General features: G+C 55.0%; 13 protein-coding genes. 5 read left to right on the top strand and 8 right to left on the bottom strand.

Features of this window, described 5'->3' with window-relative positions:
* Positions 1 to 2: 2 nt before the first annotated feature.
* On the top strand, positions 3 to 674 hold the full coding sequence (locus tag AC0L7R_RS05285; protein WP_473659340.1) for an aspartate/glutamate racemase family protein: 672 nt from the start codon (positions 3 to 5) through the stop codon (positions 672 to 674).
* Here the strand turns inward: AC0L7R_RS05285 and arsJ are convergent.
* The 5 genes from arsJ to AC0L7R_RS05310 form a co-directional block, all read right to left on the bottom strand.
* The gene (gene arsJ / locus AC0L7R_RS05290; protein ID WP_473659342.1) at positions 671 to 1,927 is read right to left on the bottom strand and encodes an organoarsenical effux MFS transporter ArsJ; all 1,257 of its coding nucleotides are present in this window, start codon (positions 1,925 to 1,927) and stop codon (positions 671 to 673) included. The two genes, AC0L7R_RS05285 and arsJ, sit on opposite strands and share 4 nt — an antisense overlap.
* Positions 1,924 to 2,922, bottom strand: a complete 999-nt coding sequence (locus tag AC0L7R_RS05295) for an ArsJ-associated glyceraldehyde-3-phosphate dehydrogenase (RefSeq protein WP_473659344.1) — start codon at positions 2,920 to 2,922, stop codon at positions 1,924 to 1,926. The genes arsJ and AC0L7R_RS05295 overlap by 4 nt, the downstream gene beginning before the upstream one ends.
* A complete protein-coding gene (locus AC0L7R_RS05300) occupies positions 2,919 to 3,770 on the bottom strand; it encodes an arsenate reductase/protein-tyrosine-phosphatase family protein (RefSeq protein ID WP_473660360.1) in 852 nt (283 codons plus the stop codon). Before AC0L7R_RS05300 ends, AC0L7R_RS05295 begins: the two co-directional genes overlap by 4 nt.
* A gap of 88 nt (positions 3,771 to 3,858) precedes the next feature.
* A complete protein-coding gene (locus AC0L7R_RS05305) occupies positions 3,859 to 4,632 on the bottom strand; it encodes an L-iditol 2-dehydrogenase (RefSeq protein ID WP_473659346.1) in 774 nt (257 codons plus the stop codon).
* Positions 4,633 to 4,719: 87 nt separating this feature from the next.
* Positions 4,720 to 5,631 (bottom strand): LysR substrate-binding domain-containing protein, encoded by a 912-nt coding sequence (locus tag AC0L7R_RS05310; RefSeq protein WP_473659348.1) that lies wholly within the window; start codon positions 5,629 to 5,631, stop codon positions 4,720 to 4,722.
* Between the two features lie 96 nt (positions 5,632 to 5,727).
* On the opposite strand from AC0L7R_RS05310, the gene AC0L7R_RS05315 reads away from it, so the two are divergent.
* From AC0L7R_RS05315 to AC0L7R_RS05325, 3 genes are read left to right on the top strand one after another with little or no spacing between them, the layout of a single operon-like run.
* A complete protein-coding gene (locus tag AC0L7R_RS05315; protein ID WP_473659350.1) occupies positions 5,728 to 6,507 on the top strand; it encodes a CmcJ/NvfI family oxidoreductase in 780 nt (259 codons plus the stop codon).
* Between the two features lie 59 nt (positions 6,508 to 6,566).
* Complete coding sequence (locus tag AC0L7R_RS05320) at positions 6,567 to 7,370, top strand: SDR family NAD(P)-dependent oxidoreductase (protein ID WP_473659352.1); 804 nt, start codon at positions 6,567 to 6,569, stop codon at positions 7,368 to 7,370.
* A gap of 16 nt (positions 7,371 to 7,386) precedes the next feature.
* Complete coding sequence (locus tag AC0L7R_RS05325; protein WP_473659354.1) at positions 7,387 to 8,298, top strand: 2OG-Fe(II) oxygenase family protein; 912 nt, start codon at positions 7,387 to 7,389, stop codon at positions 8,296 to 8,298.
* A 75-nt stretch (positions 8,299 to 8,373) separates the two neighbouring features.
* Here AC0L7R_RS05325 and AC0L7R_RS05330 read toward each other — a convergent pair whose 3' ends face one another.
* Positions 8,374 to 9,078 (bottom strand): hypothetical protein, encoded by a 705-nt coding sequence (locus tag AC0L7R_RS05330; protein WP_473659356.1) that lies wholly within the window; start codon positions 9,076 to 9,078, stop codon positions 8,374 to 8,376.
* A gap of 153 nt (positions 9,079 to 9,231) precedes the next feature.
* On the bottom strand, positions 9,232 to 10,521 hold the full coding sequence (locus AC0L7R_RS05335; RefSeq protein ID WP_473659358.1) for an ammonium transporter family protein: 1,290 nt from the start codon (positions 10,519 to 10,521) through the stop codon (positions 9,232 to 9,234).
* Positions 10,522 to 10,613: 92 nt separating this feature from the next.
* On the opposite strand from AC0L7R_RS05335, the gene AC0L7R_RS05340 reads away from it, so the two are divergent.
* Positions 10,614 to 10,793, top strand: coding sequence for a hypothetical protein (locus AC0L7R_RS05340; RefSeq protein ID WP_473659360.1), 180 nt, complete (start codon positions 10,614 to 10,616; stop codon positions 10,791 to 10,793).
* 48 nt (positions 10,794 to 10,841) lie between these two features.
* Here AC0L7R_RS05340 and AC0L7R_RS05345 read toward each other — a convergent pair whose 3' ends face one another.
* Positions 10,842 to 14,006, bottom strand: coding sequence for a Hint domain-containing protein (locus AC0L7R_RS05345; protein ID WP_473659362.1), 3,165 nt, complete (start codon positions 14,004 to 14,006; stop codon positions 10,842 to 10,844).
* Positions 14,007 to 14,391 lie beyond the last annotated feature (385 nt).

Raw genomic sequence — 14,391 nt, forward strand, 5'->3', positions numbered from 1 at the left:
ATATGCGGCCCGCTGTCACGATCCTACAGCTCGATACGCATTTTCCGCGCATACCGGGCGATGTAGGATGTCCGCAGACCTATACGGCGATGGTCGAAATCATCCGCATCCCCCTAGCGACGGTCGCGGGTGTCGTCACGGACAAACCCGACCAGATCAACATCGCGCCATTTGCGGAGGCCATTCAGCACGCAAAAGGCGACGTCATCGTCACGTCCTGCGGTTTTCTATCATTCTGGCAAGATCATCTTGCGGGCCTGACATCTAAGCCTTTTATCAGTTCGGCCCTGATCGGCCTAAACAATTTGGCACAGCGTTATGCACCCGCCGAAATCCTGATACTGACATTTGACGCGGACAGTTTGACGCCCGCCCATCTAGGCGCGTTCGCGGATCATGAGACCAACATCGTTGGCTTGCCAAAGGATTCGCATCTACGGCAGGTGATCGCGGGCGATCAGCCTAATCTTGATCCTGATGTGGCAAATGTTGAAGTCGTGGAAACCGTGCGCAGGGCCTTAACTCCGCGCTACAAGCATATCCTGCTCGAATGCACCAATCTGCCGCCCTACAAGGCGGCGCTGGTGGCCGCCTTTGGGCTTCCAGTCACGGACATACTGAGCTTGATCGAAAATATTCGCCCAAACACCGTGCATCCGGATTTCTTAGGTTAAGCCATTTGCGGGGCTGGGCGCGCCTGCAATTGTCCTGCACAAAGCATGCTCAGCAAGATCATGACCGCCGCCGTTCCCAGACACAGGGACAAGCCGCCGATCTGATAGGTCAGCCCTGACAGAACCGTACCAATCAATCGGCCCGCCGCGTTCGCCATATAGTAGAACCCGACGTCCATTGTGACCCGTCCCGTGTTGGTGAAACTGAGGATCAGGTAAGAATGCAGCGCGGAATTCACGGCAAAGATGGCGCCAAAAACAAGCAACCCCAGCACAACGCATATCGTCAACACGGGGCTTGGCGGCATCCATACGAAAGCGGCCAATACAACTGGTACAACGGCCAGAAATCCGACCCAGCGCCGCGCCAAACCCAGCATATCCGTCTCGGACCGTGATGCGGCTTTCAGGATGCGCGGGGCCGCGCCTTGCACGATCCCATACAGGATCGTCCAGACCGCCATAAACGACCCGATCATAAAGAACGCGGCGCGGTTTCCGGCTTCGCTGCCATCGGACAGCACGGCATAGAAATAGATCGGTATGCCGACCACGAACCAAACGTCGCGTGCACCAAACAGAAAGACGCGGGCGGCGCTGAGCCAGTTGATATTGCTGTTCTTCGATAAAACCTCGGAAAACTTCGCGTCTTTGCGGCCCACGGGCAGCCCCTTGGGCATTGTCAGGACCACCACAACCAAGATCAGGAACAGGATCGCGGCCATGGTCAAAACGGACGGGATGAACCCGTACACGCCAAGCACAACAGCACCAAGCAGAAAGCCGCATCCTTTCACAGCGTTCTTTGATCCGGTTAGCACCGCGACCCAGCGGAAAAGCCCAGCGCCTTCGGTCGGGGCAAGGATTTTGACGGCACTTTTCGAACTCATCTTCGCAAGGTCTTTGGCGACGCCAGACAGTCCTTGCACCAACATCACGAAGACCACGGATGCGGTGATGGTCCAAGCGGGGTCAAGCTGCGTTAGCGCGAGCAAGGCAATCACCTGCAACGACAGACCCGCATATAGCGTCGACGTCAAACCGAACCGCGCTGCAATCCAGCCTGCGGACAGGTTCGTCACCACACCCGCAATTTCGTACAAGACGAACAGGTAGGCCAATTGCACGGGCGAAAATCCGATGGTGTGAAAGTGCAAAAGCACCAGCATCCGCAACGCGCCATCGGTCAACATAAAGGCCCAATAGGCCGCCGTGACCGTGACGTAGGCCGCAAAACCCGCGGGACGTGTCATAGCTTGCCGCCCACCATCAACGCCACGTCCACCAAACGGTACGCATAGCCATATTCGTTGTCGTACCACGCATAAACCTTCAACTGCGTGCCGTTCACAACCATCGTGGATGGCGCATCAACGATGCTGCTGCGTTTGTCATTAGTGTAGTCGGACGACACGAGCGGGCGAGTCTCATACCCCAAAATGCCTTTCAGCGGACCTTCTGAGGCGGCTTTGAAAAGGCCGTTCACTTCTTCGACGGTTGTCTCGCGAGCCATTTCAAATACGCAATCCGTGATCGATGCGTTCAGCAGTGGGACGCGCACAGCATGGCCGTTCAATTTACCCTTCAATTCCGGATAGATCAGCGTAATCGCCGTGGCCGATCCGGTTGTCGTGGGGATCAGGTTCGTCAGGGCAGATCGCGCGCGACGCAAATCTTTTGCGGGGCGGTCCACAATGGTCTGCGTGTTGGTCACGTCGTGGATCGTCGTGATTGATCCGTGTTTGATGCCGATCCCATCAAGAAGAACTTTCACAACAGGGGCCAAACAGTTTGTCGTGCAGCTTGCTGCGGTGACGATATTGTGGTGCGCGGGATCGTAGATATCGTCGTTTACGCCGTAGACAACATTTGCGGTTGGGCCGTCTTTCACGGGGGCCGACACAACCACCTTTTTGATGCCAGCGGCGAAATAGGGGGCCAGCGCGGCTTCGGTCTTGAATGCGCCGGTGCAGTCGATCATGACGTCAACGCCGTCTAGCGGTAGGTCGTCCAGATTGCGGGTCTTGGTCACGGGGATCGTCTGGCCGTCAATCGTGATCGATTGGTCATTTGCTGCGAATTCCGCAGGCCACCGTCCGTGAACCGAATCGAATTCCAACAGATGGGCGTGCATTTCGGGATCACCCACAGCGTCGTTGATAAACGCAATCTTTGCGCCGCTTTCCAACAAGGGGCGCAGCGCCAGTTTCCCGATCCGGCCGAGGCCGTTCAATGCATATGTGGTCATTGGTTTTCGTCCTGTTTGATAATGTCTGCGCCGATCTGATCGACAGTTTTTTGCAATGATCCGCGATCCAAGGATGCGAACGTTAAAGATGTGAACGCGCGCAGCCGGTGATGCAGCGCGCCATAGGTTTCATGAAAAGCCAGCCGTTTTTCCGCGTCCGTTCCCACTGCTTTCACGGGATCGCGCATGCCCCAGTGACCGGACACAGGCTGGCCTGGCCAGGTGGGGCAATCCTCATTCGCGGCGTGGTCACAAACGGTGAACACAAAATCCATCTGCGGCGCGTCTGCGCCCTGATAAACCGACACGTTCTTGGACCGTAACTGGGTGGTGTCGTGGCCTTTACCGTTCAGCATCTCTACCGCAATCGGGTTCAGGTCCGACCGATGGGCCGTGCCTGCGGAATAGGCGTTAAACCGATCACCTGCGATATCGCGCAGAATGGTTTCGGCAATGATCGAACGTGCAGAATTACCCGTGCAGACAAAAAGAACGTTGAATTTCTGGTCATCGGGGCGCGGGTGGTCTGCATCTGTTTGCGGAAACCCGGGCGGGCATAGATCCGCGCGACCGCGACAACAATCCATAAACAGGCCAGACACAACGTCACGGGCGGCATCAAGGTTCACCGCATACAGCAAACTCGTGCCGCGCCGTTGTTGCGTGATCAAACCCGATTGCGTCAGGGCAGACAGATAAACGGATGCAGTGCTGGCTTTCAGCTGCAAAACGTCGGCAATCTCTCCTGCGGGCAGGGCGTCCGGACAACGCCGCATCAGTAGACGAAAGACGGCCATCCGTTGCGGATGGCTTAAGGTCGAGAGGCGCGTGATCGGTATATCTTCCATAATTTCATGAATATTGGAAATAAAGATTCGGTCAAGCAATTTCGACGCCTTCAGTGGAGGTTGGTTTACACTGACAGACGGGCGTCTGTCAGCTCATCCATTGTCCACCATCAACGTTATAGGTTTGTGACACGACATAATCTGAATCCGATGAGGCCAGAAAAACAGCCATTGGCGCCAGATCGTCGGGCACGGCAAAGCGGCCAGCAGGCACGCCCGCCGCGACTTCGGCCTTTTTCTGGCCAAGCGGTTTGCCTTCCAGCTTAGCGAACATCGAATCCACGTGTTCCCAATGCGCGCCGTCAACAACGCCAGGGGCGATTGCATTCACGTTGATCCCGTGGCGGATCAGATCAAGCCCAGCGGACTGCGTCATCGAAATCACGGCGGCCTTTGTCGAACAATAGACCAGCACCAATGGTTCACCCCGTCGTCCTGCCTGCGACGCCATGTTGATGATCTTGCCGCCATGTCCCTGTTTGATCATTTGCACAGCAGCGGCCTGCATCGTGAATAACGTCCCCGCCACGTTCACGGCATAAAGCTTGTCATAGGTCGCCCGCGTGATGTCGACGGTTTCGCTGGCATCAAACAGGGCAGCGTTATTCACAAGAATATCCAGCTTCCCCGCATGATCCACGACACGCGCAATCGCGGCATCAATGCTGTCTTGCTGGCTGACATCAATCTGAACAGGGTAGGCGGCATCGCCCAGCTCTTTTGCAGTCTGGCTTGCCAGATCATAGTCGATATCAGCAATCCCGACGGTCGCACCTTCCGCGATATAGCTTTCCGCAAAGCCGCGCCCAATACCGCGTCCGGCCCCCGTAATCAGAGCAGATTTTCCAGTAAGTCGTGTCATGGATTTATATACCTTGTTGGCCGCCAGCGCGTTTACTGTGATCGATGTAACCACGCGAAACGGGATCGGGCAAACACTATCGCAGCGCTATTGATCAATGCGCCAGACGGGCGCGTTGCCGATATGCTTGATCAGGAAATCCATAAACACGCGGACCTTGGTCGAGACGATATTGCTTTTCGGATAGATCAGCCAAAGCGCGGGTTTTCGGGCGACTTCGTAATCAGGTAGCACGCGCACCAATGTACCATCCGCAATCGCGTCGTGCACAAGCCACATCGAATTGATCGATATCCCCGCACCATCGAGCGTGGCCCGCTTTTGGGTCAGACCGTCGTTCAGAACCAAACGGTGTGCGGCTCGTTTCGGTTCAAATTCAGCCTGCGTGCCATCGGTTGCGATCAACCCCTTGGGATCGAGGTTCTGAAACGCAATCAACCGATGGGCTGCAAGATCATCGGCATTTTGTGGCACGCCGTATCGGTCCAGATATGCCGGAGAGGCGCACAAAACGCGCGCATCTTCAGCCAGCTTGCGCGCGGTTAAGCTGCTGTCGGCCAGTACGGCGTTGCGCAGGGCCAAATCGTAGCTGCCTTCGATCAAATCGAATTGCGCGTCTGATAGGTGCAAATCCAGCGTCAGGTCGGGGTGTTGATCCATGAATTCGGGCAACAGGGGGGCGATATAGATCTGCGCAAATGTACTGGGTGCGGTAAAACGCAATGTGCCGCTGATCTGCGCCTGTCCTTTGCCAAGGGCCGCGACGGCGGCCTCTTCTTGTGCGATCATTTCGCGGGCGTAGGGCAGGAAATCATGCCCTTCGACGGACAAAGACACCTTGCGGGTTGATCGGTGCAGCAACTCAACACCCAAGAAACGTTCCAGCTTGGCAATGCGTGTGCTCGCCACAGCGGGCGCCATTCCCAAGGTGCGACCCGCAGCGCTTATGTTCAGGGTTTCACTGGCAAGCACAAACAGACGCAGGCTTTGTGTGTCCATTATATTCATTTCCTGAATAGTGAATTCATTTACAGCTAGTTTTTATATTTTTTGGAAAGGGTATGTCAAAGGTCAAGACGAACTAAGGAATATCCGATGACCCAGACAGCGACAGTAAACTATCATGTCCACAAACCGGAACGGCAGGCGTTTGAACTGGACGCAGGTGGGATCGTGGGTAACCTGATTTCGCCAGAACTCGCGCCAACGCAGGTGACTGTTTTTGACGAACGCGCAGTTGGCGTTGATGCAACTTTCGACGATGCATCAGTTGGCTTCACCAATTACCCAACGGTTGTGCGGTCATTTGATGACAGCGTCGATTGGCGGCCCGCATACGATGCTGAATTGACGGATCTGCTGAAGACCGAAGTCGCCGCGAAAGAGGTCATCATTTTCGATCACACGGTGCGTGTGGACGACCCCGACGCCGACCGTAAACCGGCACGCAATGTGCACAGCGACTATAGCCAGCACGGCGCCAAGCAACGGTTGGTTGATATCTTGGGCGAAGACCGCGCCGCCGACTGGAGCGCTGGGCACTATGCCTTCATCAACGTTTGGCGGCCGGTTGGCGCAGCCATCAACTCTGCGCCGTTGGGCTTCATCCTGCCTGAAAGCGTGGCAGACGAAGACTGGATACTGCTCGACCTGATCTACCCTGACCGAAAAGGGCAGATCATGGGCTTGGCTGCAAACGACGATCACGAATGGGTTTACATGTCCAAAATGACGCCGGACGACGTCGCCTATTTCAACATCTTTGACAATCGCGGGCGACCGTCCGTCGCGCATAGCGCCTTGGATATGGTCGAAGACCCGACAATTAACACGATCCGCAAAAGCATCGAGAGCCGCACATTGGTGCGCTACTAAAATTCGAAACTGAACAAAAACATGCAGTTGCGTGATGCGCTGCGTTGAGAGGAACGATCATGACCAAGACTATTCTTATCACAGGGGCCACTGACGGCATCGGCCTGTTGACCGCGCAAATACTGGCTGCCGAAGGCCACACCATCTTGTTGCACGGTCGCAGCACTGCCAAACTCGAAGCGGCAGCACAGAATGTTGGCGGCAAAAACGAAACATATGCGGCGGACCTGTCGCGCATCAGAGATGTGCAAGCGTTGGCTAATGATATTCGCAAGAACCACGACCAGATCGATGTGATCATCAACAACGCTGGTGTGTTGAAAACCAAGGACGCGGTGACCGCTGACGGCTACGACGTGCGTTTCATGGTGAACACGTTTGCACCTTACGTTCTGACAACTGACCTGTTGGATTTGCTGCCAAAAGACGGGCGCGTCGTGAACCTGTCGTCAGCCGCCCAAGCACCGGTTGATAACGATGCCATGTATGGCCGCACGAAGCTGGACGACATGGGCGCCTATGCACAAAGCAAACTGGCGATCACGATCTGGACACGCGAATTGGCGAAAACCCGTCCCGATGGACCTGTGATTGTTGCAGTGAACCCCGGATCGCTGCTGGCCTCTAAAATGGTCAAAGAAGGATTTGGCGTTGCGGGCAACGACCTGCAAATCGGCGCGGACATTCTGAAAGAAGCCGCACTTGGCGCGTCCTTTGCCGATGCTTCTGGCAAATATTTCGACAACGACGCCCAGCGCTTTGCGCAACCCCATGCGGCGGCACTTGATGCGCAGCACAGCGCCGCTGTGATGGCAGGCATTACAGATATCACGACACAGCTTACCGCCAGCGACGGCGTTTGAAGAGAAAGAAAAGACAATGACAAACCTCGCACTTGATCAGGCACGCACGGTGGAAAGACCATCCCGCGCACAGATGCTGCAACGCGATTTCACGGTCCAACGGTTTTGGGGCGAAAATCAGAACGTGTTCTCAAACGCTTGGGCAGAATGGGAACAAACCGAAGCCGGCGAAGCCAACCAGTTGGATGCATCCCTGTACGATCCGAAACTACGCAAGGCAGTGGAACAGGCTTGGGCGGACCCAAGTCAGGAAACCGCAGTGCAGGACCTTTGGACCGAAGTCTTCCCGGGCGTTTATAAAACCCAGTTTTTTGATCCGGAAAAACTGTCGACATTGCGCAACTACATGGCTGCGACCGCCGATGCGGGCATTCCGCTGCGCCCGCCATATGGCATTTCGTTGAACCGTGGTGGTGCGATGCTTGACCCGCGATCAGAAGGGTACCTAGCGGCACCGAATTTCCAGAACTTCTACAAGGGGTTGATGGATAGCTACATGCGGCCGATTTCGCGTCTTTTGTTCCCTGATGTGATGGGATACGATACGCAAACCTTCGGCTTTTCAATTCAATGGCAAGCGGACGCTGATACGTCGTTGCGGGCCCATACAGATGCGTCATCCGTCACGTTGAACATCAACCTGAATTTACCGGGTGAAGAATTCTCGGGCTCAGGTGTGCGGTTCTTCGACCGTGAAACGCGCCAAGTCAGCGAACTGACGTTCGAACCGGGGACCGCGCTGATCCACCATGGCAGTGTCGCGCATGAATCGATGCCAATCACGCAAGGCGAACGGTCAAACTTCGTGCTTTGGCTCTATGGCGATCAGGGGCAGATCCCGCCGCTTGGTGGATCAACAACGCCAATTGATCCGCATATCCGTTGGGTGAAAACGCCAAGCCAATCTGACGGGTTCGCACCGTTCTAAAATGCGAAAAGCGCGCCGGACTTGCATCGGCGCGCTTTTTCATTCCAGTTCCGTCACCGGACGCAATGGCGCATATCACCCGCGACAGGCGCTGGCATATGCTTCGAACGCGGCCATGATATCGGACCCGTCTTGGGCGCGTTCAGGATGCACAAGAACAAAGTCAAAGCTTTGGCTTTCTTGTGGTGTCAGTTCTGCGACGACCTCCATCGCATAGGCGTCAATGCTTGTCCGCGCTGATTTCGCTGAGAAGTTGTTTTCGTTTGAATCCAGTCCCATCCCGCCGATCAAAGCGGCCTGCGCCCCGTCGTCCATCTGCGCGTTCAGCAATGGGGCAGAGGCGCCACGCACTTCGCTGATCTGGTCAAACTGCAGTTTCGACGCGTCGAATTTTGCACTGAATAGGTCGATGGTCGACACGTTGCGGCGGCTGATATGAAAGTAATTCGCGTAGTAAACAAACTGGATATCGCAGCCCGCGCCATCGATAAGCAGACCGGTTTCGCCATCTTGATACGCCGCGATTGCCCGCAGACCGTCTAATGCTTCATTGATCGCTGTTTCATCTGTTTGGGTGTCGGAGGACTGGCTTTTCAGCAACTCAGAAAGCGCATTAAAACAAGACACTTTCGCTTCTGGTTCGCCGACCATGCTTTGGCAGTTTTCCAATAGGGTGGACATCGGAATGTCGGTTCCATCGACATTCACCGTCACCTCGGCCTGCAATCCGCTGGCCAAGACCGCAAGAGACATCGCAAGACTAATTAGCTGCAATTTCATCTGCTTTACTCCGAACAAGTCGCTGGACAACAATCAGCGACGAAAATGGTTAAATATATTGTAGGCAACTCGTAGGTGACGGGTGACCGCCGTGACCAAGGCAAGGGTGTTTGGCCTGCCTTGGTCGTACTCGTAAGGGGTTAATGCGGGATATCAGTTGCTAAGAACGTAATCGCTTTGGTCGATACCAGCATCTTCGGTGTCCGTTGTGACCCGCAGACCAAAGGTCTCTTTCAGCGCGAACCACACAACGCTTGTTGCAACGGCAACGTAGACGATGATGATCAGAACCGAAGACAACTGCCCCAGAACGGTCGCATCAGGGTTGGAAATCGCAACTGCAAGGGTGCCCCAGATACCGCAGAACAGGTGAACCGGAATGGCACCAACGACGTCATCGACTTGGAAATAATCAAGCAGTTGTGTGGCCCAGAACAGGATCAAACCGCCAGCCATACCGATCAGGAAAGCCGTGAACGGGGATGGGAACAGTGGTTCTGCAGTGATCGATACCAAACCGGCAAGCGCGCCGTTCAGCATAAAGCCAAGATCAAAACGGCTCTCGCGGAAGTAGGAAACGAAAGCGGCGACAATGACACCACCAGCCGCGGCCAGGTTTGTGTTCAGGAAGATACGTGACACGTTTGCGGCGTCCGCATCTGTTGAAAAGCTCAGGTAAGAACCGGCGTTGAAACCATACCAGCCCATCCACAAAATCAGCGCACCGATTGTGGCCAGCGGCATGGAATAGTTGCCCAGTGGCATCTTCTTACCGTCGACAAAGCGGCCGGACCGCGCACCGACAAACAGCGCACCCGTCAAAGCAGCTACACCGCCAACGACGTGAACAACTGAACTGCCTGCAAGGTCAATAAAACCAAGATCGGACGCCAAGAAACCACCACCCCAAGTCCAAGACGCTTGGATCGGATAGATGGCGGCGGTCAGCATGGCTGTGAAGATGAAGAACGGAGCAAGTTTCATGCGTTCGGCAATTGTGCCGGACACAATAGACGCAACCGCGACGCAGAACATGGACTGGAAGAAGATATCGCCAGCGCCTGCGTGGCCACGTCCGATGAAGTCAGCATTGCTTTCGACCACGTCTGTAATCTCAATAGCACCCTCAAATCCCAAGATGCCGGATACGATCCAGCCACCATTGGGGAACATGAAGCCGTAGCCGCTTAGAACGAAGGCTGTCGAAGCAATCGCAAAAAGACCGATGTTCTTTGCGCACTGATTAACGACGTTCTTTTCACGTACAAAACCTGCTTCGACCATCGCGAAACCTGCTGTCATCCACATGCAAAGCACGCCGCAGAAAACGACAAACAAAGTATTCATGACAAAGGGTGAAACGCCAGAAGAGGCCTGCTGTGCCGCGGCGGGTCCTGCGAACAGGACGGCCAATAGGGCGGCTCCGATAACTGATTTTCTCATCTTCAACTCTCTAAAAATTGGATCAGGAACGCTGATGGTCTAAATTTCAGGCAAATTTATGTCAAAATGCAAAAAAGACGGTCAATTTGAGAATGGCAGTCTTGATTTTGACGTCGGAAATGTCCGAGTCTGCAACCGCAACGATCCCCCGTGGCGAACCACGAGGGATTGGTTATGATCTTGTTTTGGATGGCGAACCGCGGCTTCCGACCGCAGAACCAGCGCCGCGTTCTTTTGCGTCACCGGATCACGGTCAGGCACGCTACGGTTGATCCCGAAGTTTTTGTTTCTCGGTCCCCAACCGCCTGCGTTTGCTGACTCTACGCCGCGACCACGGTGCGCGTGTTGCCATTTTCACGGTCAACCAACGCAATCTGGTTCTTGTGATGCCGGAACGCCAGCTGCCGCCCTTTGCGACCTGATGCCAGTTCGCGGCAGGACTGTGCCAGATAGTCGGGCGCGACAAGTTCGGGGAACAATGCCATGATTTCCGCGCGCGCATCTGGTCCGACGGATTTGAGCGCCTGCGGCCCTGTGAACAGGCTTTCTGTCCATGCGCCGTTCGACCGGACCACTTCATGACGGTCAAACAAGAGATGGAAGTATTCGACACCATCACAATCCGTCACCTCGGACACGCCATCGACGGCCAAAAGGAATTTGGCCGCGACAAGCACCTCAGGTTGATCGTACATTCTCATCGCGATTTTGGAACGCACAAGAACACGGTGCTGCGGCGATACCACTAGGTCGCATGACGGTGTGTTGTCACCCAGCGCACCTTTGCGGATCCGGATAGGACGCAAGTTAGGCTCGTCTACCAAACGATCGGATGACACCTTCTGGCTGCCGATCCAGCGTAACTGCTGGTGACCGTTGTCTGCTGTTAAGATCATGTCACCCTCGGACAGTTCTTCGACAGCCATTTCGCCCTGTTCGGTCATGATCAATGTGCCACGGGAAAAACAGATGATGTCGCGATAATCGAGATCGCTGGTCAGTGGGACCGCATCTGAACCATTGGCGGCTGTATCGTTATCGGTGTCTGCCAGTGTGAAGTTACCGGAGGCATCAACGTCGGCGTCGTTGGCGTCAAATCCCGCGACATCGTCCACGACATCCGCAATGCCGTCGCCATCTATGTCAGCAGACCCATCAATGGCTGCTTGGCTGACACCATGGCCAGCCTCAACGACGTCATTGATCCCGTCATTATCGCTGTCCGTGTCGACAACATCAGCAGTGCCGTCACTGTCAGTGTCGACCGGCGTCAGGCCATCCGCGCCATATGCGTCGTCTACGCCATCATTATCATTATCCACGCCAGTCGGCGCAACGTAGCCAGCCGTGGTCTGTGCTTCGACGTTGTCGGTGATGCCGTCGTTGTCGCTGTCCAGATCCAGTTGATCGGCAATGCCGTCGTTATCGCTGTCCTGAACGCCTTCAAGCGTCAGGAACAGATCATCGAAGGCCAGCGTGTTGTCGGTGGCATAGTTGTTCTGTTCGTCGAAAAGATAGAAGCGCAACGTATAAGTCTCGCCAGCTTCCAAGGCGTAAGGTTCAATTGTGACGTTGCTGATACCGTAAGAGCCGTTTGGAGGGCTGTTCTGATACCCGTCATCGTAAAGCGTTGTCGAAGACGCAAAGCCGTCATTGGAAACGCTAAGCGCGACGTTGTAATTACCAGCCGCCGTACCACCCCAATCCTGCGGGATAATACCGTGCTGGATTTCGGTTAGGTATGCATCTTGGGCGAGGGTGAAAGAAACCTCGACATATTCGTTCTGATCAATCGCTTGGTCGAGCGTCGTAGCATCCGAACCCTGCAGGATATGTTCAAAGGTGCTGTTGGGCTGCACAAAACCAGAACCGAACGAAATCGCGCTTGTGGAGCTCAAGATCGAACCGGCGTCGCCGTTGGTATTCGCAGCGTAAGAGCTTCCATTAACGCCGTTTTCGGTGTCGTTATGGTCCCAGTAGACCTGCCCTGTGGTCACACCTTCGTTGACGTCCAGAATACCATCGTTGTCGTCGTCAGCGTCCAGGCTGTCTTCAATACCATCCGAGTCTGTATCAATGACGCTGCTATCGTCACGGTAATCGAAGTCTGTGCCGCTCGGTGACGCGTTGCTGCCGTCGGCAAGGGTATCGCCGTCTGTATCTGCAAGTGTGAAGTTACCGGACGCGTCAACGTCGGCGTCGTTGGCATCAAAACCAACCACGTCATCAACGACATCCGCAATGCCGTCACCATCTGTATCAGCAGACGCATCAATAGCGGCTTGGGATACACCATGACCGGCCTCGACAACATCGTCGATGCCGTCGTTGTCGCTGTCCGTGTCGATGAAATCGGCCGTACCGTCATTGTCTGTATCGACAGGTGTCAGGCCACCGGTTTCGTATGCGTTATCCAGACCGTCGCCATCACTATCCACACCCGTTGGCGCAACGTAGCCAGCCGTCGTCTGTGCTTCGACGTTGTCGGTGATGCCGTCATTATCGCTATCCGAGTCCAGATAATCTGCGATGCCGTCTCCGTCGGTGTCGCGCGCTGTAACAACCGCCTCGACCGGGAATGTGTAATCAAACTGTGTACCAAAGTTAAAGTTGGTCCCGGAATCGTAAATCTGGGTACCGTCGACCGCAATCTGAAAGCTGCCATCGGTGCCACCGCTCATACCGTCGCCGAAGCTGTCGTAGACAGTGAACGTGTAATTTCCCAAATCGGTGACATCGACATCAGTCACGGTGGCAACAAAGTTCGCGGGGTTACCGCTTGCGATGACCGTGCCGCTTGCGTCTCTCAGTTCCCACGTGTTTTCCGCACCTGACCAATCGTCACCGTCAAAGGTGATTGTCACCGTGCTTGGTGTGGCTTCGGTAAGGCCTTCGTCAACGTTCAGAATGCCGTCGCCATCAGCGTCCGCATCTTCGGAATCGATTTTTCCGTCGCCGTCGGTATCAACATAAGTGAATTCCAGCACGTAACGGTCGGCCGTCATCCCGTATGTGTCGGTCCCCGCTGAAGGCGTGGCAGTGCCAAGCGTCACGGATTCAATCGGTTTTGCTTCCAAGGCGTCAGAATATGCACTTGGCCCAGTCGTCGGTGGCAGCAAATACAGATTTCCGTCCGTGTCCTGCATCACGATCGCATTCACAGTCGCGGTTGTGCCGTCGGTATATTGGATAACGGTGCCGCCATAGAGCATCGTTGCGTCATGCGTTTGCAACGCGCCACCATCGATCGCAAACATTTCATTCTCTGTCGCGTTGTCCGCGCCATAGGACGTAGCATCCACGCCGCCGGTGTAAGAATTCGTCGGGTCGGGCGACAACGACTGAAGCTTGCCGGAAATCACATCAGCCGGTCCGCCAAAGACCAAACCATTTAATGCGTTATGATTTTCAGACGTCAGGTTGCCTTCAGTAAGGTCAATTTCTGGCGCTACGCCGAGATAGAACAATGAAAATGTCGTCGCCATTTTACCAACTAATTCCTAAAACTTTTGCTGATGATTTTCATCAAACACTATTGTCGAGACGGTCGCAGAGGGGGTGGCAGTGTGTCGCTGAGTTCCGGTTCTGCCTCACTGCTTAGGTAACATTTCGTTGACGGCCGAACGTACCCGCCGGAAGGTTAGGCGGCGGCGCAAAAGGATAAGCGTCCCATGCGTCGGTATCAAATCTGGAGCAAAATGGTGATTTTAGGGGAGTAGGCGCGCTGGTCGGGCGCTAGGCTAGACCATTCCCACCGCATCGTCGCGGGGTCAGATTCGCAAGCGGATCATGATCGGATTTGTGGGCTTTGGGCCAAAAGTCGGCTGGCAAAACAGCCATTTTAGTCAGGTTTCAGTGTGCAATTCGAGA

It is taken from the genome of Yoonia sp. D2-7 (assembly GCF_055809435.1).